This window comes from Aquabacterium sp. (assembly GCF_030652515.1).
GTDB lineage: Bacteria > Pseudomonadota > Gammaproteobacteria > Burkholderiales > Burkholderiaceae_C > Aquabacterium.
Window position 1 is genome coordinate 1 of record NZ_JAUSAR010000048.1, and the last position, 23,023, is coordinate 23,023.

The following is a 23,023-nucleotide window of genomic DNA, read 5'->3' on the forward strand; positions in this document are numbered from 1 at the left end:
CGTGCTGACGCAAGCCGACATCGACAAGGGCAGCGTGTCCGTGCCCGGCATCACCAACCCTGGCGAAGGCAGCACCTTGACGGTGACCGCCCAAGTCAAGGACGTGGCGGGCAACCTGGGTGCTACCGGCACCGACAGTGCCATCATCGACACGACAGCTCCGTCGGTCCTGACCGCCCAGCTTGACCCAGCCTCTGACAGCGGCACCAAGGGCGACGGCATCACCAACGATGCCACGCCCACGATCAGCGGCACGGGCGACCCTGGCGCACAGATCAAGGTGACGATGCCCGGCACGAATGAAGTGCTGACAACCACCGTGTTGCCCAACGGCACCTGGACGGTCACGCCCACGCAAGACATCCCCAACGGCACGACGGGCCAAGCCCAAGTCACCGAGACGGATGCCGCGGGCAACACCACGCAAACCACTGTTCCTCTGAACATTGACACTGGCGTGCCCAACAACGGCGCCGCGCCCACCGTGACGATCACGGAAGACGCCAACAACGACGGCTTCATCAACAAGGCCGAATTGAGCGGCAATGTGGACGTCAAGGTGGCGTTCACCACGGCCCAGGTCAACATCGGCGATGTGGTCAAGGTCACCTCCGGTGGCGTGACCAACGACGTAGCGATCACGGCGCAAGACAAGGCCAACGGCTTCGTCAGCACCAGCTTCGCGCCAGCCGCCGAAGGCACGACGATGACGGTGACCGCCGTCATCGTGGACACCGCTGGCAACAGCAGCGCCCCAGGCGCTGACAGCGCCAAGATCGACACCACCCCCCCAGCGCTCGACCTCGATGCCGACAACTCCAGCGGCGTCACCGGTACAGGCTATGTCACCAGTTACACCGAAGGCTCCGCGCCCGTCCGTTTGTCGGACGTGGACATCAGCTTGTCCAGCTCACACCCGACCCAGCTGACGGGCGCCACCATCACCCTCACCAATGCCCAGGCCGGTGACGTGCTGTCGGTGCTCAACGCATTGCCCACGGGCATCACGGCCACCGTGCTCGGCAGCATCGTTACCCTGAGCGGCACGGCGTCCCTGGCTGATTACCAGGCCGCCATCCGCGACATCGGTTTCTCCAGCACATCGAGCAACCCCTCCACCGTGAACCGCACGGTCGAAGTCACCGTCACCGATGGCACCAGCCTGAGCAACACCGCCCAGACCACGGTCCAGTTCACCGCCGTGAACGATGCGCCCGTGGTGGGCAACACCACCGGCTCCGTGTCAGAAGAAGGCCTGCCTGGCGGCCTGAAGGACAGCAACGGCACGGGCGACAACACCGACAGCGCCACGGTCAGCGGCAAGATCACCATGAGTGACGCCGACTCGACCATCACGTCGGTGACCCTGAGCGCACCCACCGAACCGGTGATGGCCGCCAACGGCCAAGCCGTCGTCTGGAGCAGCGATGGCAATGGCGGATTGATCGGCAAGGACGGCAGCGGCGCTGGCGCCAACACCGTGTTCACCGTGTCGATCGACAACGCGGGCAACTACAGCGCCCAGTTGCTGGCGCCTTTGCACCACAGCGCGCAGGGCGAAGACGTCCTGAACCTGAGCTTTGGCGTCACCGCCAGCGATGGCGCAAAGACGGGCCAGGGCAACCTGACCATCCAGGTGCAAGACGACGCCCCCGGCGTGCTGGGCCCGGTCACCGATTCGGTGGTCACCATCAACACCAACCTGCTCATCACGCTGGACGTGTCGGGCAGCATGAACGATGTCATCAGTGGCACGCAAACGCGCCTGGAACTGGCTGTGGCATCCATCAAGACCTTGCTGGACAAGTACGACCAGATCGGCGATGTGGCTGTGCGCCTGGTGACCTTTTCGAGCAACGCGCAAACCTTGGGGAGCACCTGGCTCACCGTCAGCGCGGCCAAGAGCCTGCTCGCGGCAATCACCGCCAATGGCAGCACCAACTATGACGCTGGTTTGAACACGGCCCAAACCGCCTTCAACACCTCGGCCGGCAAGTTGGCGGGCGCCCAAAACGTGGGCTACTTCTTCTCGGATGGCAACCCCACGGTGTCCGGCACCAACAGCTCCGAAGAAGCCAGTTGGGTCAAGTTCCTCAACGACAACCAGATCAAGTCTTACGCCATTGGCCTGGGCTCTGGCGTCTCGGCCACCTACCTCAACCCCATTGCCCATGATGGCCAGGCGGGACAGAACCTCAATGGCACCGTGGTGACCAACCTCAGCCAACTGGATGCGGTCTTGTCGGGCACCGTCAAGGAAGCCGCTGTGGGCAAGTTGTTCACGGCAGGCTCTGTCATGTCCCTGCCCGGTGGCGCCGATGGCTTCGCGCACGTGGACAGCATCACCATCGATGGCCGTGTGTACAACTACGATGCGGCCAACCCCGTGATCACGGTGGCCACCAGCGTGGGCAGCCTGACCTTGAACATGGACACGGGCGAGTACACCTATGCTGCACCAGGCGGGCAAGGGGCGGCCGGTTTGACCGAAACCTTCACCTACTCACTGGCCGATGGCGACGGTGACACCACCTCTTCGACCCTGACGATCCGGGTCGAAGCCACCAACGTGCAAGCAGGCACCACCGCGATCGACACCTTCAACGGCACCTCGGGCGCCGACATCCTGATGGGCCGCGAGGGCAACGACATCATGAACGGTGGCCTGGGTGATGACCGCCTTTATGGCAACGCTGGCAACGACGTCATCAACGGCGGTGATGGCCAGGACACCCTCAACGGTGGTTTGGGCAACGACACCCTCAATGGCGGCAATGGCAACGACATCTTGTTCGGCGGCCCGGGCAGCGATGTCCTGACCGGCGGTTTGGGTTCTGACACCTTTGCCTGGAACTTCGCTGACCCTGGCGTGGCCACCACCTCGGGCCGTGCGATCGACACCATCAAGGACTTCAACGTGGCGCCCGTGGCCGACGGTGGCGATGTGCTGGACTTGCGCGACTTGCTGCAAGGCGAGAACACCACGGGTGGCAGCGGCAACCTGCACAACTACCTGGATTTCGACACCTCAACCGCGGGCACGACGGTGGTGCGCGTCAGCGCCACGGGTGGCTTTACCAACGGCACCTACACGTCCGGGCAGGAAACGCAGCGCATTGTCCTGGAAGGCGTCAACATCCGCACCGACATAGGCTTGGCTGCCAATGCCACGGACGACCAGATCATCGTCAAACTGTTGCAGCAGAACAAGCTGTTGGTCGACGGTTGATGGTGCCCAGGGCCTCTGTCATGGCGGCCTATGAAAAAAGCCACGCTGGAAGGCGTGGCTTTTTGCCGATTGAAGGGGGAACTGGTTCAGCGGAACTTGGCTTGAGGCACCGTTTTCAAGTCGCTGGGCAAGCCGGCAATGTAGCGTGACAGCAATTTCAGCTCAGGCAGGGTGAACATCTTGGCTTGGGCTGCCATGATGGGGTTGCCGCGGCCAATCGGGCCTTTGTTGTCGATTTGGTAGGACTTCAGCGCCACGAACAAATAGTCTTCGTACTGGCCCGCCAGCTTGGGGTAGACGTCGATCGGCTTGTTCATGTCAGCGCCATGGCAAGAGGCGCAGTTGCCTTTTTTCAGCAGCGCGTCGATTTCAGCGTTGGAGGCCACGCTCTTGCCGACGTGGGCGGGCAGGTTCTTGCCGCTGCCTTCGTAATAAACCGAGATGTCGGCGATGTCCTGGTCGGTCAGCGTGGCCGCGATGCCGCGCATGGTGGGGTGCTTGCGCTCGCCCTTCTTGTAAGCGTTCAGGGCCGAGGCGATGTACTTGGCGCTCTGGCCCGAAATCATCGGCACGCGGTGAATTTCAGGAAAGCTGGCCTGGTAGCCCACGATGCCGTGGCAGCCGATGCACATGGCCACCTTTTTCTGCGCCGCGACCGGGTCACCTGGCTTGGTCTCCTGGGCGTGCGCTGTACCAGTCAGCAGGCCCGCGATCGCAAGGCTCAGGGAACAAATCAGGGAAGGCAGTGTTTTCATGGTTCTGGCGGGGAAAATGCGGGCAGGTGGAAAAACACGGAAATCGCGGCCATTATAGAGAGCGACCTATACTCGAATACAGGATCAACCCGGTTGAGCAATCACATGAAGTTTCAAGGCACGGACCAATACGTCGCGACAGACGACCTCAAACTGGCGGTCAACGCCGCCCTGACGCTTCAGCGCCCCCTGCTGATCAAGGGTGAGCCCGGCACCGGCAAAACCATGCTGGCTGAAGAAGTCTCGCAAGCGCTGGGCATGCCACTGTTGCAATGGCACATCAAATCGACCACCAAGGCACAGCAAGGCCTCTACGAGTACGACGCTGTCAGCCGCCTGCGCGACAGCCAGTTGGGCGAGGAAAAGGTCAAGGACATCCACAACTACATCGTCAAGGGCGTGTTGTGGCAGGCGTTTGATGCCGACCAGCAGGTCGCCTTGCTGATCGACGAAATCGACAAGGCCGACATCGAGTTCCCCAACGACCTCCTGCGCGAAATCGACCGCATGGAGTTCTACGTGTACGAGACGCGCCAGCTGGTCAAGGCCAAGCACCGGCCCCTGGTGATCATCACCTCCAACAACGAGAAGGATCTGCCGGACGCTTTCTTGCGCCGCTGCTTCTTCCACTACATCCGCTTCCCCGACGCCACCACGATGAAGAAGATCGTGGATGTGCATTTCCCGGGCATCAAGCAGGAACTGCTGGCATCGGCCATGCGTCACTTCTACGAAGTGCGCAATCTGCCCGGCTTGAAGAAGAAGCCCAGCACCTCCGAGCTGATCGACTGGCTCAAGCTGCTGCTGGCCGAAGACATCCCGCTGGAAGTGCTGCAAAGCAAGGACGACAAGGCCAGCGTGCCGCCTTTGGTGGGCGCCTTGCTCAAGAACGAGCAAGACCTCAGCCTGTTCGAGCGCCTGGTGGCCATGGCCCGCAACAACCGCTGATATCAGGCCGCGACGCGGTCTGGTGCGCTGACCACCTTGTTGCGGCCTTCGGCCTTGGCCTGGTAGAGCGCATCATCGGCACGGCGCAGCAGCGAGGCCAGTGCTTCCAGCGAATCATTGGCCGTGGCCAGCCCCGTGCTGATGGTGACCGTGATGGTCTCGTCGGCCCAGGGGATGTTGATCTGGCTGATCGCGTGGCGCAAGCGCTCGGCAGCCAGAAGGGCGCCTTCATGCAGCGTGTGGGGCAGCAGGACGCAGAATTCTTCGCCGCCAAAGCGGGCCACCCGGTCCACCTCGCGCGCTTGCGCCTGCAGGGCCTGTGACACCGCACACAGTACCGCGTCACCGGCGGCGTGGCCCAGCCGGTCATTGATGCGTTTGAAGTGGTCGATGTCCACCATCAGCACGGTGAAAGGCTCGCCAAAACGGTGCAGGCGCTGGGCCTCGCGGTCCAGCAGGTATTCGATGGCGCGGCGGTTCAACAGGCCAGTCAGCGCGTCGTGGTGGGACAGGTGTTCCAGCCGCCGCACCAAGCGGATGACAACGATGTACCCCAAGACGAAGGCCGACAAAATCGAGACCGTCACGCTGGTGAACACCATGCCCACCTGGGCTTGCTGGACATTGTCCAGCAGCCAGGGCCAGGCCACGCCGGGCAGCAATTCGCTCACGGCCAAGGCTGCGAACATCAGGGCGGCGCCCACCAGCAGCGCCGAGTGCACCCAGGCCGTGCCAACCTGGAACTCGGTGCGCAGGGGGCCAAAGCACTCTCGGGCGGTGCGCAGCATCACCCAGGCAATGACGGTGCTGCTGACCACGATGCCTGCCATCCGCCAGCCCAATGGCAGGCAGACGCCCAGGCAAAACAAGGTGGTGCCCAAGCCCAGGATCAGGTGCGATCCGTCGGTGTGTCGCAGTTTCAGGAAAGCCTGCAAGCCTCGCCGCAGCGACACCGCCCCATGCACCACCAGCACGCAGGCCAGCAGCGCCAGGGGGGTTTCTGGCCACCCATCGTTGAACACCATGCATGCCAGCGCCAGGCCATTGCACAAGCTTGCCACCAACCAGTGCATCGCGGCCTTGCGAGACAGGCCCAGCCAGGTGCCCGCCGCCCACCACATCAAGGTGGTCAGGCCGTGCGTCAACAGCACGAAAGCCAAAAGCAGGTGGCGTACTTCCATGATCAGACCTTAACGGACGGCTAGCCCGTTCCGGTTACAGGGGCAACCCTGAAGGGTTAAAAAATGCCATGCGTCTGCACGGCGCCAGTAAAAGGCCAAAATAGGCGGCAATTCGCAGGACTTCATATGCTCATCGATTTCTTCTTCGCGTTGCGTTCAGCTCGGCTGCCGGTCACCATCCCGGAGTACCTCAGTTTGCTGGAGGCCATCAAGCTTGATGTGATCGAGCCGTCGGTGGACGAGTTTTATCACCTGGCGCGAATGTCACTTGTAAAGAATGAGACCCACTTCGATAAATTTGACCGGGCCTTTTCCACCTATTTCAGGGGTGCGAGCGCCGCGGTCGACCTGACCCGTGACATTCCTCTCGAATGGCTGCGCAAGCGATTCGAGCGCGAACTGAGTGCGGCTGACAAAGCTGCGATTGAAGCGATGGGCTGGGACAAGCTCATGGACCGCCTGAAACAGCTGTTCGAAGAGCAGAAAGAGCGCCACGAAGGTGGCAGCAAATGGATCGGCACCGGCGGCACCTCGCCCTTTGGCGCACACGGCTACAACCCTGAAGGCATCCGCATCGGGCAAGACAAATCCCGGCACCGCAGCGCGGTCAAGGTCTGGGACAAGCGCGAATTCAAGGATTACGACGACACCGTCGAGCTGGACACCCGCAACATCAAGGTGGCTTTGCGCCGCCTGCGCAAGTTTGCGCGCCAGGGCGCGGCCGAGGAGTTCGCGCTGGATGCCACCATCCAGGCCACCGCCGCCAATGCCGGCATGCTGGACATCAAGATGGTGCCCGAGCGCCACAACACGGTCAAAGTGCTGCTGCTGATGGACGTGGGCGGATCGATGGACGACCACATCCACCGAGTCGAAGAGATGTTCTCGGCCGCCAAGAGCGAGTTCAAGCACCTGGAGTTTTACTACTTCCACAACTGCGTCTACGACTTCATGTGGAAGAACAACCACCGCCGTTTTTCGGAGAAGGTGCCCACCTGGGACATCATCCGCAAGTACAACAAGGACTACAAGCTGATCTTCGTGGGCGATGCCACCATGAGCCCTTACGAGATTTTGCAGGCGGGCGGCAGCGTGGAGTACAACAATGACGAGGCCGGTGCCGAGTGGATCCAGCGCCTCACGCACGCCTTCCCGCACCATGCCTGGATCAATCCGGAACCTGCAGGCGTGTGGGGCTACCGCCAGAGCATTTCGATCATGCAGCAACTGGTGGGCAACCGAATGTTTCCTCTGAGCCTGCAAGGGCTGGAAGGTGCGATGCGGTTGCTGAGCAAATGACCGTTCGCTTCCTGGTTCTGACTTGTGCCGCCTGGGGCCTGATGCCATCCATGGCCTGGGCGCAGGATACAGCCGCATCGCCCCCGGAGGCGGCGGCCAGCGTGGCTCAAGCGCCCCGGGCGGCGCGGCGTCCTCCACTGGTCTGGAAGCTGGACATTGAGGCACCCGGTGCGCTGGACGACTTGTTGAGCAACTACCTGGACCTGGCCCGCTACCACGAGGAGGCCACGGCGGAGGGGGACAACACCGGTATCGCCATTCGCCGCAGCGAGTTGCGGCGCCTGGTGGCCGCCGCGCCCGATCAGGCGCGTAGCCTGTTGGAAGCCCAAGGCTATTTCGCGGCTCAGATCCACACCAGCGTGTCTGACGAGGTGGAAGGGCAGCCCCTGCTCATCAAGCTGGTGGTGGAGCCAGGCCCCCGCACCCGGGTGAGCCGCGTTCAGATGGTGTTTGAAGGAAACCTGGACACGGCTTTGTCCAAAGACGAGGCCCATGCCAAGGCGCTGGTGGCCGACCTGGAGTCCGAGTGGGCCTTGCCAGCAGGCACCATCTTCACGCAGCCCAATTGGTCAGCGGCCAAAAATGGCATGCTGGCGCGGATGCGGGCAGAAGGCTACCCCCTGGCCACCTGGAGCGGTACCTCGGCCACGGTCGATGCCCAGAACCGGACGGCCGCTTTGTTCGTCGTGGCCGACAGCGGGCCCATCTTTCATTTTGGCGACATCTACATCGAAGGCTTGAAGGCACAACCGGCCTCGGCGATCCTCAACCTCGCGCCGTTCGCCAAAGGCGAGGTCTACCGCGAGCAATCCCTGCTCGACTTCCAGGAACGCGTGCAAAAGCTCAACCTGTTCGACAGCGTGTTCATCAACATGGCGCAGGATCAAAGCCAGGCGGATGGGGCCCCCGTGACCGTGCAAGTGCATGAGCTGCCTTTGCAGCAAGCCACGGTGGGCGTGGGTGTGAGCAGCGACACCGGCCCGCGCATTTCGGTCGAGCACTTGCACCGCAATCTTCTCAAGCAGGAATGGCAGGCCAAGACCAAATTGCAGTTGGCCAAGATCGACTCCAGTTTGCAGGTGGACCTGATTTCGCACCCTCAGCCCGGGCGCAAACGCTGGTTGGTGTCTGGGCAGTTGGCCAAAGAGACCGACACCTCCGACGCGGTGACCACCAGCGAGCGTCTGCGCTTCGGGCAGTTGCGCGAAGGCGAGCGCTTGGAGATGACCCGTTATGTCGAATACCAAAGCGCCCGCGTGAAATCGAAGGCGGGCGAGCAGGTGTCCGACGCTTCGGCGATCAGCGGCACCTTGCAATACGCCTGGCGTGATGTGGACAGTCAGACCTTGCCGACCACGGGCATCACGGCCTTGACCTCGGTGGGCCTGGGCCACAGTTTTGCCACCCGCGAAAGCTCGGGTCCGTTCAATCGCCTGTATGGTCGGCTGACCTGGTACAGGCCTTTGCCATGGGGCTGGGATGCCACGACCCGGATCGAAGGGGGCCGCTTGTTGTCGCGCGAATCGGTCAGCATCCCCGATCCCCTATTGTTCCGTGCAGGGGGAGACGAGTCGGTGCGCGGCTATGGCTACCGGTCGATCGGGGTCACCCGCGATGGCGCGCTGGTGGGCGGGCGTGCGATGACCACGCTCAGTGCAGAGGTGGCCCACCCATTCCTCAAAAAATACCCGAGCATCCTGGGCGCGGTGTTCATTGACGCGGGCGGTGTGGCCGACCAGTTCGCCGATATCAAGCTGCAACGAGGTTATGGCGCCGGTATTCGCTGGCGCAGCCCGGTGGGGCCCTTGAAGATCGACCTGGCGTATGGCGAGCAGACGCAGAGCTTTCGCATCCACTTCAGCGTGGGGATCACGCTTTGAATCAGCCTGCCGCCTTGCCCACCCGCGCCTGGCTGTCGGCTTGGGCCGGTCCACTCTGGTTGGTGATGACCTTGCTGGTGCTGATCACCCTGGGTTTGAGCGGCCTGTGGTGGGCTTTGCACCAGGAGGTGGCCACGGCACGGCTGCTGTCGGTGCTGCCCGGGGTGACGGTGGTGGAGCCCAAGGGAGGGCTGCTGACAGGCTTTAGTGCGCAGCGCGTGGAGATCAGCCTGCCTCGCGGATCAAGGCTGGTGCTGGTTGAGCCGCACTGGCAAGGCGTGAGTTTTCGCCACGATGGCTCGGTGACGGGGCAGGTGGGCGTGACCATCGATGCTTTGCAAGCGCGCAGCGTCGATTTGCATTGGGTCGCTTCGCCTCCTTCCAAAACACCCAGCCCGGCTCCCACTGATTTTGATCTGCCCGTGTCGGTGCGCTTGAAGGCGGTCACCGTGGGTGCGTTCCGCAGCAATCTGCTCGAACCCCAGGTGCTGCAGGATCTGGCCGCCCGTGTTTTCCTGCAAGAGTCGGTGGGTTTGGCGCACCAGCACCAGGTGGTGTTGAACCAGTTGCGGGTGCATGGCTGGCAGTTGAAGGGCCAGGCGGCTTTGGGCACGCGCAAGGCGATGAACCTGGATTTGAGCCTGGATGCCGAACGGGCTGCTGCGGGCACGGGCCGCGTTGACATTGGCGATGCGCAGTTGCGCTTGAAGGGGCCTTTGCAGAAGCTGGTGGCCCATGGGCAAGTGCAGCTGGGCAAGGGCACCGAAGCGGCGCAGAGCTTGACCATGTCGGGCGAGGTGGCGCCGTTTGCGGCCTGGCCTGTGCCCAGCTTGGCGGTGCAGGCCCATGGCCTGAACCTGGCGATGCTGTGGCCAGCTCTGCCCAACACTGCTTTGTCCGGCAAGGTGTCAGTGCAGCCCACGCCGCTGAGCGCCAAACGCAGTGCGCCTGATCTGGCGTTGGACATCGCGTTGACCAATGCCAAGCCTGGCGCCTGGGATGCCCGAGGCCTGCCTCTGGTGCGCCTGGCCGGCCAGGCGGCCTTGCCGATCGCGCTCACCGGCGCCTCGGCCGGGCAGTTGAACAGCCTGGGCCAGGCGGGGCAGTTGGCACTGACGCTGACCATGCCCCGAACCGGCGGGAAGACGCCCGGCACGGTGTTGGTCAATGGCACCTGGGATCTGGTCACCCCGCAGAAAACGCATCTGCAGGCCGACATCCAGGGTTTGGAGCCCCAGTCGCTGGACGGGCGCTCGCCACCGCTGCAACTGCAGGGCCGTGTCAATGTTCAGTCGGCCCCGTCTGATGGCAAGGCCTGGGAGCGCTGGGCCGTGCTGGCCGATCTGAGAGGGCAGTACAGCAAAGGCCCGGGGACGCCGACCCACCCGGTGGCGGTGAACCTGGCGGGGCATTGGTCGCCCACCTTGATCGACGTCAAGAGCTTGAGCCTTGCCTCGGGCACGGCGCTGGCCAAGTTGACGGGGCAGGCCAGCCAGACTGGCGAGGCGCCCTGGCGGGCCAAGGGGCAGTTTGACCTGACGAACTTCGACCCGCAGTTGTGGATGCCCTGGCCCGACAAGGCCACGGGCACCAACCGCCTGCAAGGCCGCGTTCAGTTCGAGGCCGATGCTTTGGGGCAGGGCGAGATGACGGGGCGCCTGGACCCCAGCCAGCTGGCAGGCCTCCCTTTGAGTGGCCTCTTCAGCTGGAAGGCGCCCGCAGGCCAGCCTGACATGAATTTCAAGGCCGACCTGAACCTGGCGGGTAACCAGGTGGGCTTGACTGGCGTGGCGCCGGTGATCCGATCGGTGCAAGACGGTGTTCAGTGGGCCGGTAACCGGCCTTGGCGCGGGCAGCTTCAGCTCCAGGCGCCCGCCATCCAGGCTTTGCAACCTTTGGCCCAATGGTGGGGCTGGCGCGATCTGCAGGGCAAGGCCCAGGGCCATGCCACGGTGGAGGGTGTCTGGCCAGCCTTGTCCACACAAGGAAACCTGGACCTGAGCGGCTTGCAGGCCAAGGATGCGGGTGGAACGCTGTACTCGCTGGAGCAGGCCGAAGGCCGCTGGCGCGTCAACACCGGGCAGATGACGGCACAGTCCGAGGGGCGTTTGACCATTCGCCAGGCCAGGGTGGGGGGCACCACGGTGGAGCAGCTCACGGCCGCCCTGGATGGCAGTGCCCAGTCCCACCGCCTGGTGGCGCAAGGCGATGTGCACCTGCCCGTGAGGCAGGAAAAATCGAACCAGCCCGCGCCGGTTCCGCGCGTGCGCCTGGATTTGTCGGTGGCCGGTGGTGTGCTCGAATCCTTCAGTGGCTGGAAAGGCCAGGTGCAAAAACTGAGCGTGGTCACCATCGAGCCCGCGCCGCGTGCCTTGCTGTCGGCGCAGTCGGTCGATGTGCAGTGGGCCTTGACCAAGGCAGAGAGTCGCCTGGCTGTCAGCCCGACCCTGGTGTCGTTGATGGGGGCCGGTTTGAAGATCCAGGAGTTGACCTGGCGCGAGCCCCGGCAAGCGGGCGTGACCGGCGGGCAGACCAAGGTCAGCATCGACCTGGAGCCCATCAAGCTGGCTGAAGTGTTGGCGCGCTGGCAGCCCCAAGCTGGCTGGGGCGGTGATTTGACGGTGGTGGGCCAATTGCGCATGCAGAACAGCCCTGAGCAACCCTGGCAGGTCGATGGCCACCTGGCCCGGCGCGAGGGCGATCTGAGCCTGGCCGAGACCGCGATCGAAGGCAACATGGTCCAAACCCTGGGCATCAGGCAAGCCCGTCTGGCGCTGAAAGCCCGGGAGGGTGTCTGGACCTTGTCCGAGCAGTTTGACGGCCGCGTGCTGGGCTTGGTGAGCGGCCAGCAAACCGTGCGCACCCAGTCGCGAGACAGCCTGCCATCGGCGGGCGACAGCCTGTCGGGCACGCTGGAGGTGAAGATCGGCAATCTGCGTCCGTGGGGTGTTTGGGCCCCGCCAGGTTGGCGTTTGTCTGGGCAGGTGCAAGCCAATGCGGTCTTGTCTGGCACCTTGGGTGCGCCTTTGTACAAGGGTGAGGTGAATGGGCAGAACCTGGGCGCCAGCCAGGCCTTGCTGGGTGTCAACTTGTCCGAGGGCGTCTTGCGCTTGAGCCTGGATGGTGACCATGCGCACCTGGCGCAGTTCAAGGCCAAAGGTGGTGAGCAGGGCGGCACCATCAGCCTTGACGGTGATGCCATGTTGGGCGCCCAGCCCGAAGCCCGGCTGAACCTGGCGCTCGACCGATTTGCCTTGCTGCAGCGGGTGGATCGGCGCTTGCTGGTCAGCGGGCAGGGCCAACTGGTCTTGGGTGCAGAAGACATCAAGGCCGATGGCCGTTTCGTGGTCGATGAAGGGTTGATCGACATCAGCAAGGCCGACGCGCCGACCATTGGCGACGACGTCAACGTCATCAACCGGCCTGGCGATGTGCCGACCAATGGCGAGGCCAGCGCAGACGCGGGCGCCGTGTCGCCCAAGCGCAAAGTGTTGGCGAACATCGAGGTGGATCTGGGGTCCAAGCTGCGCCTGAAGGGCCGGGGCCTGAACACGCTGTTGGTGGGCAAGCTGACCTTGACCACACCCAACGGCCGGATGGCGGTGCATGGCACGGTCAAGACCGAGTCGGGCTCTTACGTGGCGTATGCGCAAAACCTGGTGATCGAACGAGGCTCGATCGCTTTCACGGGCCCCATCGACAACCCCCGGCTGGACATCCAGGCCATGCGGGCCGAATCGCCCACCGCCGCAGCGTCGGACGTGAAGGTGGGGGTCACCATCACCGGGACGGCCCAGGACCCGCGCGTGCGTCTGTATTCCGACCCGGCCATGTCGGAGACCGAGAAACTCTCCTGGCTGATCCTGGGCCGTGGTCCGGCCGGCCTGGGGGGCGCCGACATCGGTTTGCTGCAGACCGCCGCTTCGGCTTTGCTGGCGGGCGAGGGCGGAACGCCCAAGGATTCGGTGCTGGGGGCCATTGGCCTGGACGAGTTGTCGGTGCGCCAGTCCGAGAACGGCGACGCGCGTGAAACCGTGGTCAACGTGGGCAAGCAGATCTCGCGCAAGTGGTACCTGGGTTACGAGCGCAGCCTGAATGAAACGGCAGGCAACTGGCAGTTGATCTACCGGCTGGCGCAGCGCTTCACCTTGCGGGCGCAGGCGGGGCAAGACAATGCGCTGGACCTGATCTGGTCGTGGCGGTTTGACTGATGACCAGGCTAGCCTGAAATCAGCACGCTGGATTGCGGCTTGGCCGGATCGTAGAACACCAGCACCTGGGCGCCAGCCGGGAATTTTTGCTGAATGGCCAGCGCTTCGGCCTCCGTGCTGAAGCGGGGCAGCAGGGCGCGGATGCGGTTGTTCTTGTAGGTCTGGCCGTTGACGCTGTAGGTGTAGTTGATGTCGATCCGCCATTCGCGCGTGAAGCTGGCGCCGTCGTTCGACTCGTTCTGCGCCACTACCCGCGAATCAATGATCAAGCCAGTGGCCGTGGGCCACTGGGGGCTGGCCTTGCGATCCTGGTAGCCGCGCCACATCAGGAACGCCAGCCCGAAGGCGATCGCGCCGATGATCCATTTTTCCCAGTCGATGCTCATGGCCTTAGTTTGCCGCAAAGGCGGGCCGGAGCATTGGCGATATATTCCCCGCATGTCGAACACCAGTCCCTTTTACGCCCACCTGGCCCGCCTGCGCTTCATCAAGCGCTGGGGCTTGATGCGCAATGCCGTCGAAGAAGATGTGGCCCAGCACAGCTGGGAAGTGGCCGTGCTGGCCCATGCGCTGGCGGTGATCCGCCGCGATGTGATGGGTGTGCCGATTGACCCCAATGCGGTCGCCACGCGCGCCTTGTTCCACGATGCAACCGAAGCCATCACGGGTGATTTGCCGACCCCGGTCAAGTATTCGCCTGCCATGCGCCAGGCGACCGCCCACCTGGAGCACGAGGTCAGCCAGGAAATGCTGGCCGTGCTGCCGCAGGCACTCCAGCCCGCCTTGCGCGAGGTGTTGGACCACGAGCACTGGCCCGACGACCACGCCCAACTGGTCAAGGCCGCCGACCGCCTCGCTGCCTGGCTGAAGTGCCGGGCCGAACTGCGCTATGGCAACACCGAGTTCGAGCAGGCCGCCCAGCAGATCAAGGGCAAGATCGACCAGCACATGATTCCCGAGGTGCGCTACTTTCTGGACCAGTTCGGCCCCGCCTTTGAACTGACGCTTGACTCCTTGATGCGCGGCGACTGACCATGAACGACACCGCTTTGCTCGATCCCTCTTTCGACACGCCAGAAGCCCTGGCCAAGGTGCTGGAGGCCCACCCCGACTACCGCGTGCTGCGCCGCCTGGTGCCGCGCAAAACCTTCGGCCACAAGGCCACTGGCGCCAAGGCCAAAGTGCTGATCCTGGACACCGAAACCACCGGCCTGGACTGGCGCAAGGACAAGATCATCGAGCTGGCCCTGCTGCTCGTTGAGGTGGATCTGGAGGCCGGCCTGCCCATCCGCGTGCTGGAGGTGTACGACGAGCTGGAAGACCCCGGCATGCCCATTCCCGAGACCGCATTGCGCGTCACCGGCATCACCGATGAGATGGTGAGTGGCCAGCGCCTGAACGAAGCGCGCATTGCCACCTTGCTGGAGGGCGTGTCACTGGTCATCGCGCACAACGCCCGTTTTGACCGTGCCTTCGTGGAGGGGCGGCTGCCTGCGTTTGCAGAACTGCCGTGGGCCTGTTCGCTGGCTGAGATCGACTGGAGCGAAGAAGGCCGTGGCTCCGCCAAGCTGGAATTTTTAGCGTCCGAGCTGGGCTTGTTTTACGACGCCCACCGGGCCGAGATGGATTGCCATGCCTTGCTGGCCGTGCTGAGCCAGCCCTTGCCCAACTCAGGCCACTCGGGGTTGAAAGCCCTGCTCAACGCCGGCCAGACCACCACCTACAAGGTCATGGCCACGGGTTCGCCCTTTGACTCGAAAGACACTTTGAAAGCGCGTGGTTACCGTTGGGATGCCGAGCGCAAGGTCTGGCACACCAGCGCGAACAATGCCGAATTGCTGGAGGCTGAATGCACCTGGCTGAAGGCCTCGGTCTATGGCCGGCGTGCGGCCCGCATCGAGATCGAGCAACTCACGGCCCGTGATCGCTTCGCCCCACGCTCGGGGCTGGTCCAGATGCGGGATCTGTGAGCCAGCCTGGCCCGGTTTTGTTCAGCGCAGGATGTTGTAGCCCCGGCCCGTCAGGCAGCGCTTGAGCACGGTCATGCGGTCGGCGTCGTTGGCGGCCTTGCGGCCGACGAGGCCCATCGACACCCGGTCAGCGGCGGTGCCCACGACCTTGGAGGCCGTCTTGCCCACGCTGTTGACGTCCTGGTTGGCAATGGCCGCGCATTCAGCGTAGTCCTTGTCGTAGACCACCGCGTCGATTTTGGTCTTGTCGACCAGGTCATAACCGGTGACCGGCACCATGTCGACGTTGGGCTCCAGGCTGGTGCAGGCGGCGGCTGACAAGGCCAGGACGATGGCCGAGAGAGTGCTGATGCGGTTCATGAACAATGCGGATGTTGTTGATGCCCGATTTTAGGCAGCCTTGGGCCCACCTTTGAGGCGTTGGAACAAAGTCACCAGCACCAAAGTCAAGCCTCCGGCAACAATGCCCACAACGGCATCTACAAGGGTTGGGGTAATCACCTTGAGCGCGGCGCCGATGCCCGAGATGCCGCCCGCGCTTTCAGCCAGGTGGTGGATCCAGTCGTGTGCGGCCGGGATGCCATGGGTCAGGATGCCGCCGCCCACCAGGAACATGGCGATGGTGCCGGCGATGGTGAGCAGGCGCATCAGATAAGGGGCCGAATTCACGATGGCCTTGCCGATGCTTTTCTGCACCTGGCCCAGTGAGCCAGGGCCCGCAGTGCGGGTCAGGTACAGGCCACCGTCGTCCAGTTTGACGATGGCGGCCACCAGGCCATACACGCCCACGGTCATGATGATGGCGATGCCCACGAGCACTGACAGTTGGGTGGTGAAGGCCTTGTCGGCCACCGTGCCCAGGGTGATGGCGATGATTTCGGCCGAGAGGATGAAATCGGTGCGCACGGCGCCCGAGATCTTGTCTTTTTCATACGCCACCAGGTCCACCGCAGGGTTGGCCAAGGCCTTGACCAGGTCCTGGTGGTGCGCCTCGTCCTCGGCGTGGCTGTGCATCAGCTTGTGGGCCACTTTTTCAAAGCCTTCAAAGCAAAGGAACAGGCCGCCGACCATGAGCAAGGGTGTCACCGCCCAGGGCGCGAAGGCGCTGATGGCCAGTGCGGCAGGCACCAGGATGGCCTTGTTGCGGGCCGAGCCTTTGGCCACGGCCCAGACCACGGGCAACTCGCGGTCCGCCTGCACGCCGGACACTTGTTGGGCGTTCAGGGCCAGATCGTCGCCCAGCACGCCTGAGGTTTTCTTGGCCGCCACCTTGGTCAGTACGGCCACGTCGTCAAGGATCGTGGCGATGTCGTCAATGAGGGCGAGGAGGCTGCTGCCGGCCATGGGTGAGTCCTGGTGTGAAAAGCGGGTGGTGTCCCGAAACTCGCATCCTATCGGACTTCAATGGCGGTTTTTTCAACGCGGGCCGAGCATCTGCCTGGGATCGACCCACTGGTCGAACTCCTCGCCGGTGACGGCGTTCAGCGCCAGGGCGGCTTCGCGCAGCGAAGTGCCGTTCTTTTGCGCATGCTTGGCCACGGCCGATGCTTTGTCGTAGCCAATGTGCGGTGCCAGCGCCGTCACCAGCATCAGCGAGCGTTGCAACAGCTCTTCCACGCGGGCCTGGTTCACGGTGATGCCTTGGACGCAATGCTGGGCAAAGCTGTTCATGGCATCGGACAACAGGCGCACGCTGTCCAGGGTGTTCAGCGCGATCAGGGGCTTGTAGACATTGAGTTCGAAGTGTCCCTGGCTGGCAGCAAAACCGATGGCCGCGTCGTGGCCCATCACTTGGGCGCACACCATGGTCATGGCCTCCACCTGGGTTGGGTTGACCTTGCCGGGCATGATGGAGCTGCCGGGTTCGTTCTCGGGCAGGTGCAGTTCGCCCAGGCCAGCGCGGGGGCCGCTGGCCATCAGGCGGATGTCGTTGGCGATCTTGGTCAGGGCCACGGCCAGCATCTTCAGGCCGCCATGGAAGGCCACCAGGGCCTCGTGCCCGGCCATGGCGGCGAACAGATTGTCGGCCTGGTGCAAAGGCAGTTGCAGGTGCTGGCCCAGCAAGGCGGCCACGCGGATGCCGAACTCCGGGTGCGTGTTCAAGCCGGTGCCCACCGCGGTGCCGCCAATGGCCAGCGCGTGCACGGCCTGCAGCGCATGGGTGATGGCGTGGTCGCACAAGGCCAGCTGGGCTTCGTAGCCGCCAAACTCCTGGCCCAGGGTCACGGGTGTGGCATCTTGCCAGTGGGTGCGGCCAATCTTGACCACGTCGGCATAGGCGGCCGCTTTGTCGGCCATCACGCTGCGCAGGGCCTCCAAGGCGGGCAGCAAGCGCGTTTGTGCTTCCTTGCCCACAGCCACGTGCATGGCGGTGGGGAACACATCGTTGGACGACTGGCCCAGGTTCACGTCATCGTTGGGATGCACCAGGCGCTGGCCCCCCAGGCTGCCCCCCAAGGCCTGCGAAGCCAGGTTGGCGATCACCTCGTTGACGTTCATGTTGCTTTGCGTGCCCGAGCCGGTCTGCCACACCGACAGCGGAAACTCGGCATCGAACTGGCCCAGGGCCACCTGTTGCGCAGCGCTGGCAATGGCTTGCGCCTTGCCAGAATCCAGCAAGCCCAGGTCCTGGTTGGTGTGCGCGGCTGCCCACTTGATCCACGCCAGGGCATGGATCAGGGGCAGGGGCATGCGTTGCTCGCCAATGGCGAAGAAGTGCAGGCTGCGGGCGGTCTGTGCGGCCCACAGGGCCTCGGCGGGCACATCGATGGGGCCGAAGCTGTCGGTCTCGGTGCGGGTGGCGGTCATGCGGGTCTCCTCAGGCAAGGGGCCAGCATAGCCTTGGCAACATCACCCTTCAAGGCAGGGGGCGCTCAGTTGCCGTGCTGGATGATCTCGCGATGCAGCGCCCCGATGGGCAGGATCTTGTCCACGGCGCCGCGCTTCACCGCCTCTTTGGGCATGCCATAGACCACGCAGGTTTCTTCGTCCTGGGCAATGGTGCGGGCGCCAGCGTTCTTCATCTCCAGCATGCCCGCGGCGCCATCGTCGCCCATGCCCGTCATGATCAGGCCCAGGGCATTGGCTCCGGCAGACTTGGCCACGGATCTGAATAGAACGTCCACCGAGGGGCGGTGACGGTTCACAAGCGGGCCGTCGAGCACCTCCACAAAATACTGGGCCCCACTGCGTTTGAGCACCATGTGCTTGCCGCCCGGCGCGATCAGGGCCTGGCCGGGCACAACGCGGTCGTTGTTCTGGGCCTCCTTGACGCGGATCTGGCAGATGCTGTCCAGGCGTGCCGCGAAAGCGGCGGTGAACTTCTCGGGCATGTGCTGCACGATGACGATACCCGGACAGACGCGGGGCAGGGCGGTGAGCACTTCTTCCAGAGCCTGGGTGCCGCCAGTGGACGTGCCGATGGCGACCACGCGCTCGGTGGTCTGCACCATGGCCTTGGGGCTGGCAGCACTCAGGATGACGTCGGCGTTGTTTTTGACCTGGGGGACCAGGGGGGGCGCCTCGGCCCGCATGGCCAGGCGCCGCACATTGGCCTTGGAGGCGGCCTTGACCGCGCTGACCAGGTCGTCCGTGGTGTCAACGATGAACTGCTTCAGGCCCAGTTTGGGTTTGGTGATGATGGAGACCGCGCCTGCCGCGAGGGCTTCCATGGTGGTCTTGGCCCCCTTCTCGGTCAGCGTGGAGCAGATCACCACGGGGGTGGGGCGCTCTGTCATGATCTTCTTCAAGAAGGTGATGCCATCCATGCGGGGCATTTCAACGTCCAGCACGATCACGTCGGGCCAACTGATCTTCAGCCGTTCGATGGCCAGCAGCGGGTCGGCCACGGCGCAGCACACTTCAATCCCGGGGGCAGCGTTCAGCACGGCAGACAGCACCTGCCGAACCACCGCTGAATCATCGACCACCATGACTTGGATGGACTTCATGTGGGAGTGCCTCTTTGGTGATTCTTCAAAACAGCATCGGCAGGTTTGACCTGACGGGCCCAGACGTGCCCACTTCTCACGTCGAACATGATTTTGCGGTGACCCACCCCGAACAGGCTTTCAGAACATACCCGAATGCCCTGGGCTTCCAGCAGGCTGCGTGCCGCCTCGCCATTCCTGCGGCCAACCTGCCCGGCGTTGGCCATGCCGCTGTGTTGCGGGAACATGTCGCCACCGCCAAAGATCTTGGCCTGGCAGTCAGTGGGATCAACGCCTTGTCGCGTCAGATCCATCAGCATCAGGCTGAGCGCCTCTTTGCCATAGCGTGCATCCAGCGGGCCGATGACCTTGGATGATCGTTCGGACAACAGGAAATGAGACATGGCGCCAACGCGCCTTTCAGGGTGCCACAAGGTGATGGACACGCACGATCCCAGCAAGGTTCGGATCCGGTGCCGTGCGTCGCCCACAAAATACTCGCCGGGGTTCAGGAAGACAATGATGTCATCGGCCGGGTTCACGGCTTGCGGTAGATCGAGGGTGCCAGTGGCACCAAGGCATCGCAGATGTCGTTGAGGCTTTCCGAGTGGCCGATGCAGAAATGGCCGCCGGGCTTGAGCATCGAGATCACGCGGGCCACGACCTGACGCTTGGTGTCACCATTGAAGTAGATCATCACGTTGCGCAGAAAGATCACGTCGAACATGCCCAGCTGTGGCAACGCCTCATTGAGGTTGGCCTGAATGAAGCGAACCCGTTGGCGCAGGGTGCGCTCGACCAGCATGGTGCCGTCCTGCTCGTCCATGCCTTTCAGGCAGAAGCGCTTGAGGTAGGGCTGGGGAATGTTGCGGGCACGCTCCATTGGAAAATGGCCAGCGCGGGCGCGTTGCAACACCCGTGTGCTGATGTCGGAGCCCAGGATCTCCCAAGGACTGTCGCCCATGGCATCGGCCAGGACCATGGCCATGCTGTAAGCCTCTTCACCGGTGGAGCTGGCGGCACTCCAGACCCGAAAGGGCTGGCTTGATTTGTGCGCTTGTGCCAATTTTTTCAACAGCTCAAAGTGCTTGGGCTCTCTGAAAAAGTAGGTTTCATTGGTGGTGAGCAGATCGATCGCGGTTTGCACTTCATCCCCCGCCTGTCCGCTGGACAGCAGGTTGAAGTACTCCGTGAAGGATTTGAGCTGACGCGCTTGCAAGCGCTTGGACAGGCGGCCCGAGACGAGCGCCTTCTTGGACGAGGCCATGCTGATGCCGGCTGCCTCAAAGATGAAGCGCTGGAAGCGGTTGAATTCCTGATCTGTGATGGCGTTCATCGAGCTGCTCAATGGCGTTTAGAACCGTGCGAAGTGGGCTTCATCGGGCGCGTCTACGCCCTCGAAGGCCATGGCTCTTGCAGGCGCGGTCTTCACGAAACTCGGTTTGGTCCCGTGAGGAGGTGCCGCTTTGGCGCTGACTTTGCGTGAAGCCACTGCGCCTGACTGACCTCCTGAGTAACGGCTGCCACCATCAGACAGCTTGAAGAACGCCATGGTCTCTTGCAGTTGCTCAGCCTGGCTGGTCATCTGTTCTGCGGTGGCCGCCAATTCTTCCGAACTGGACGCATTTTGCTGGGTGGTCTGGCTCAACTGACCGACGGCCGAGTTGATCTGGCCCACCCCGGATGATTGCTCTTCCGAAGCCGCAGTGATCTCCTGCACCAGGTCAGATGTCCTGCGGATGTTGGGCACCATCTCGTCCAGCAGTTTGCCGGCGGTTTCGGCCAGTTCCACGCTGGAGCTGGCGACCGTTCCGATCTCTTGCGCAGCGACCTGGCTGCGTTCAGCCAACTTGCGCACTTCGGCGGCCACCACGGCAAAGCCCTTGCCGTGCTCGCCAGCGCGGGCAGCTTCAATGGCGGCGTTCAAAGCCAGCAGATTGGTCTGGTAGGCGATGTCGTCGATGATCCCGATCTTTTGCGCGATCTGCTTCATGGCGGACACGGTGGCTTTGACCGCTTCTCCGCCGCTGGCCGCCTCTTTGGCAGCCTTTGTGGCGATGCCATCGGTGATCTTCGCGTTCTCTGTGTTCTGCGAGATCGAGGCGGTCATCTCTTCAATGGCCGCACTGGTCTCTTCAGCGCCAGCCGCTTGTTCGCTGGACGCTTGCGAGAGCGATTGCGCTGTGGCGGAAACTTGGGCGGCCGCACCGCGCAATGCGTCTGAGGCCGAGACCACTTCAGCCAGGGTGGTGCTCAGCTTGCCCACGGTGTTGTTCACAGCGATTTTCAACTCTGCGAAAGAGCCCTGGTAGTTGCCCTGGATCGTTTGCGTCATGTCGCCGCCTTCGATGAGCGACATCACTTCCTGCACTTCTTTCAAGGGGGTGACGATGGCATCCAGCGTGCTGTTCACGCCGCCGACAATTCGGCGGAAATCACCTGCATGGCGGTTGGCATCAGCCCGCACGTCCAGCCGCCCCTCGACCGCCGCTTCACACAGCATGTTGGCATCTTCGATCAACGCCTTCAGGTTGCCACGGACAGTTTCAATGGTGTCGTTGATGAAGGCCTTCTTGCCGGGAAGCTTCTCCATCGGAGCGTCGAAATTGCCCCGGCCAAATTGCTGAATGACGCCCATGGCCATCTTCTTCACACCGATGTGCGATCCCACCATGTCGTTCACACCCTGTGCCATGGTGCGGAAGTCACCTTCAAACCTCTTGACGTCGATCATCACGTCGATGTCGCCCTTGTCGTGCTCTGCCGACATGAAATTCATCTCTGCGATCACGCCCTTGAGGTTGTCTCGAACCTTTTCGATGGTGTCGTTGATGAAGGCCTTCTTGCCGGGCAGCTTTTCCATCGGCGCGTCGAAGTTGCCGCGGCCAAACTCTTGAATCACGCCCATGGCAAGCTTCTTGACCGCGATGTGCGAGCCCACCATGCTGTTGATACTTTGGGCCATGGTGCGGAATTGGCCTTCAAATTTCTGGGCATCAATCACCACATCAATGTCGCCCTTTTCGTGCTCCGTCGACATCCTGTGCATCTCGGCGATCAGACCCTTGAGGTTGGCGCGAACCATTTCGATGGTGTCGTTGATGAAGGCCTTCTTGCCGGGCAGTTTTTCAAGGGGGGCATCGAAGTTGCCGCGGCCAAACTCTTGAATCACGCCCATGGCGAGCTTCTTGACACCGATGTGCGAGCCCACCATGGTGTTGACGCTTTGCGCCATCGCCTGGAAATCGCCCTTGAACTTGTGCGTGTCGATCATCACGTCGATGTCGCCCTTGTCGTGCTCCGTGCTCATGTGGTTCATGTCAGAGGTCAGTGCTTGCTGCACATCCAGGAACCGATTGAAAGCTTCGGCTGCGCGGGCCAAGGCAGGGGGCAATTTCGCTGCATTGGCGCGTGCCGAGAAATCGCCCCGGGCAGCTGCCGTGATGGCAGCCGTCAGTTGTTCATCAATCAAGCTGTCAAACACCTCGTCATCGTGTTTGGCTTGCTTTGCAGTTTTGATCTGGAACATGGGGTACTTTCGTGAGCGAGTTAGACGGTGCAGCAGTTCTTTGATGGCAAGTCAGGCAGTGTTGACGTTGGCGCACTTTGCCATCGGCATAT

The 23,023-nt window shown here is 63.0% G+C and carries 17 protein-coding genes; 7 read left to right on the top strand and 10 right to left on the bottom strand.

Translation table 11 applies throughout. The features are described 5' to 3' along the window. Window positions 1-3,229, top strand: a 3,229-nt coding sequence (locus Q7V20_RS06320; RefSeq protein ID WP_304788325.1) for a type I secretion C-terminal target domain-containing protein, incomplete at its 5' end; no start/stop codon positions are given. 86 nt (window positions 3,230-3,315) lie between these two features. Here the strand turns inward: Q7V20_RS06320 and Q7V20_RS06325 are convergent. Then, entirely contained in the window at window positions 3,316-3,984 is a 669-nt protein-coding gene (locus Q7V20_RS06325) for a cytochrome c (protein WP_304788327.1), read from the bottom strand. 105 nt (window positions 3,985-4,089) lie between these two features. Here Q7V20_RS06325 and Q7V20_RS06330 point away from each other — a divergent pair, with 105 nt between their 5' ends. Then, window positions 4,090-4,932: a MoxR family ATPase gene (locus Q7V20_RS06330; RefSeq protein WP_300550440.1), complete on the top strand. Its 843-nt coding sequence runs from the start codon at window positions 4,090-4,092 to the stop codon at window positions 4,930-4,932. A 2-nt stretch (window positions 4,933-4,934) separates the two neighbouring features. Here the strand turns inward: Q7V20_RS06330 and Q7V20_RS06335 are convergent, their stop codons facing one another. Beyond that, entirely contained in the window at window positions 4,935-6,113 is a 1,179-nt protein-coding gene (locus Q7V20_RS06335; RefSeq protein WP_304788330.1) for a diguanylate cyclase, read from the bottom strand. A 126-nt stretch (window positions 6,114-6,239) separates the two neighbouring features. Here Q7V20_RS06335 and Q7V20_RS06340 point away from each other — a divergent pair, with 126 nt between their 5' ends. From Q7V20_RS06340 to Q7V20_RS06350, 3 genes are read left to right on the top strand one after another with little or no spacing between them, the layout of a single operon-like run. Further along, complete coding sequence (locus Q7V20_RS06340; RefSeq protein ID WP_304788332.1) at window positions 6,240-7,412, top strand: VWA domain-containing protein; 1,173 nt, start codon at window positions 6,240-6,242, stop codon at window positions 7,410-7,412. Then, on the top strand, window positions 7,409-9,292 hold the full coding sequence (locus tag Q7V20_RS06345; protein WP_304788335.1) for an autotransporter assembly complex family protein: 1,884 nt from the start codon (window positions 7,409-7,411) through the stop codon (window positions 9,290-9,292). Before Q7V20_RS06340 ends, Q7V20_RS06345 begins: the two co-directional genes overlap by 4 nt. Further along, window positions 9,289-13,503 carry a translocation/assembly module TamB domain-containing protein gene (locus Q7V20_RS06350; protein ID WP_304788337.1) on the top strand — a complete coding sequence of 1,405 codons (4,215 nt, stop codon included), beginning with the start codon at window positions 9,289-9,291 and terminating at the stop codon, window positions 13,501-13,503. The genes Q7V20_RS06345 and Q7V20_RS06350 overlap by 4 nt, the downstream gene beginning before the upstream one ends. Before the next feature lie 8 nt (window positions 13,504-13,511). On the opposite strand, the gene Q7V20_RS06355 is transcribed toward Q7V20_RS06350, so the two are convergent. After that, window positions 13,512-13,889, bottom strand: a complete 378-nt coding sequence (locus tag Q7V20_RS06355) for a DUF3592 domain-containing protein (RefSeq protein WP_304788339.1) — start codon at window positions 13,887-13,889, stop codon at window positions 13,512-13,514. A 52-nt stretch (window positions 13,890-13,941) separates the two neighbouring features. Between Q7V20_RS06355 and yfbR the strand changes: the two genes are divergently transcribed. Further along, complete coding sequence (gene yfbR, locus Q7V20_RS06360; protein WP_304788341.1) at window positions 13,942-14,535, top strand: 5'-deoxynucleotidase; 594 nt, start codon at window positions 13,942-13,944, stop codon at window positions 14,533-14,535. A gap of 2 nt (window positions 14,536-14,537) precedes the next feature. Then, window positions 14,538-15,473 (top strand): 3'-5' exonuclease, encoded by a 936-nt coding sequence (locus Q7V20_RS06365; RefSeq protein WP_304788343.1) that lies wholly within the window; start codon window positions 14,538-14,540, stop codon window positions 15,471-15,473. 21 nt (window positions 15,474-15,494) lie between these two features. On the opposite strand, the gene Q7V20_RS06370 is transcribed toward Q7V20_RS06365, so the two are convergent. The 7 genes from Q7V20_RS06370 to Q7V20_RS06400 all read right to left on the bottom strand — a co-directional run bounded on the left by Q7V20_RS06370 (window position 15,495) and on the right by Q7V20_RS06400 (window position 22,931). Continuing rightward, window positions 15,495-15,833, bottom strand: a complete 339-nt coding sequence (locus Q7V20_RS06370) for a hypothetical protein (protein WP_304788345.1) — start codon at window positions 15,831-15,833, stop codon at window positions 15,495-15,497. A gap of 30 nt (window positions 15,834-15,863) precedes the next feature. Beyond that, window positions 15,864-16,817: a DUF808 domain-containing protein gene (locus Q7V20_RS06375; RefSeq protein WP_304788347.1), complete on the bottom strand. Its 954-nt coding sequence runs from the start codon at window positions 16,815-16,817 to the stop codon at window positions 15,864-15,866. A 72-nt stretch (window positions 16,818-16,889) separates the two neighbouring features. Next, window positions 16,890-18,281, bottom strand: a complete 1,392-nt coding sequence (gene fumC / locus Q7V20_RS06380) for a class II fumarate hydratase (protein WP_304788349.1) — start codon at window positions 18,279-18,281, stop codon at window positions 16,890-16,892. A 65-nt stretch (window positions 18,282-18,346) separates the two neighbouring features. Beyond that, complete coding sequence (locus tag Q7V20_RS06385) at window positions 18,347-19,423, bottom strand: chemotaxis response regulator protein-glutamate methylesterase (RefSeq protein WP_304788351.1); 1,077 nt, start codon at window positions 19,421-19,423, stop codon at window positions 18,347-18,349. Then, entirely contained in the window at window positions 19,420-19,944 is a 525-nt protein-coding gene (locus Q7V20_RS06390) for a chemotaxis protein CheD (protein WP_304788353.1), read from the bottom strand. The genes Q7V20_RS06385 and Q7V20_RS06390 overlap by 4 nt, the downstream gene beginning before the upstream one ends. Next, complete coding sequence (locus Q7V20_RS06395) at window positions 19,941-20,738, bottom strand: protein-glutamate O-methyltransferase CheR (protein ID WP_304788355.1); 798 nt, start codon at window positions 20,736-20,738, stop codon at window positions 19,941-19,943. The genes Q7V20_RS06390 and Q7V20_RS06395 overlap by 4 nt, the downstream gene beginning before the upstream one ends. A gap of 18 nt (window positions 20,739-20,756) precedes the next feature. Next, window positions 20,757-22,931: a methyl-accepting chemotaxis protein gene (locus Q7V20_RS06400; RefSeq protein WP_304788357.1), complete on the bottom strand. Its 2,175-nt coding sequence runs from the start codon at window positions 22,929-22,931 to the stop codon at window positions 20,757-20,759. Between the last annotated feature and the right edge of the window lie 92 nt (window positions 22,932-23,023).

Coding starts and splice junctions, on each gene's coding strand:
- Q7V20_RS06370 (WP_304788345.1), bottom strand. CDS start 15,833: ATGAACCGCATCAGCACTCTCTCGGCCATCGTCCTGGCCTTGTCAGCC.
- Q7V20_RS06385 (WP_304788351.1), bottom strand. CDS start 19,423: ATGAAGTCCATCCAAGTCATGGTGGTCGATGATTCAGCGGTGGTTCGG.
- Q7V20_RS06400 (WP_304788357.1), bottom strand. CDS start 22,931: ATGTTCCAGATCAAAACTGCAAAGCAAGCCAAACACGATGACGAGGTG.
- Q7V20_RS06375 (WP_304788347.1), bottom strand. CDS start 16,817: ATGGCCGGCAGCAGCCTCCTCGCCCTCATTGACGACATCGCCACGATC.
- Q7V20_RS06395 (WP_304788355.1), bottom strand. CDS start 20,738: ATGAACGCCATCACAGATCAGGAATTCAACCGCTTCCAGCGCTTCATC.
- Q7V20_RS06325 (WP_304788327.1), bottom strand. CDS start 3,984: ATGAAAACACTGCCTTCCCTGATTTGTTCCCTGAGCCTTGCGATCGCG.
- Q7V20_RS06345 (WP_304788335.1), top strand. CDS start 7,409: ATGACCGTTCGCTTCCTGGTTCTGACTTGTGCCGCCTGGGGCCTGATG.
- yfbR (WP_304788341.1), top strand. CDS start 13,942: ATGTCGAACACCAGTCCCTTTTACGCCCACCTGGCCCGCCTGCGCTTC.
- Q7V20_RS06330 (WP_300550440.1), top strand. CDS start 4,090: ATGAAGTTTCAAGGCACGGACCAATACGTCGCGACAGACGACCTCAAA.
- Q7V20_RS06365 (WP_304788343.1), top strand. CDS start 14,538: ATGAACGACACCGCTTTGCTCGATCCCTCTTTCGACACGCCAGAAGCC.
- Q7V20_RS06355 (WP_304788339.1), bottom strand. CDS start 13,889: ATGAGCATCGACTGGGAAAAATGGATCATCGGCGCGATCGCCTTCGGG.
- Q7V20_RS06335 (WP_304788330.1), bottom strand. CDS start 6,113: ATGGAAGTACGCCACCTGCTTTTGGCTTTCGTGCTGTTGACGCACGGC.
- fumC (WP_304788349.1), bottom strand. CDS start 18,281: ATGACCGCCACCCGCACCGAGACCGACAGCTTCGGCCCCATCGATGTG.
- Q7V20_RS06340 (WP_304788332.1), top strand. CDS start 6,240: ATGCTCATCGATTTCTTCTTCGCGTTGCGTTCAGCTCGGCTGCCGGTC.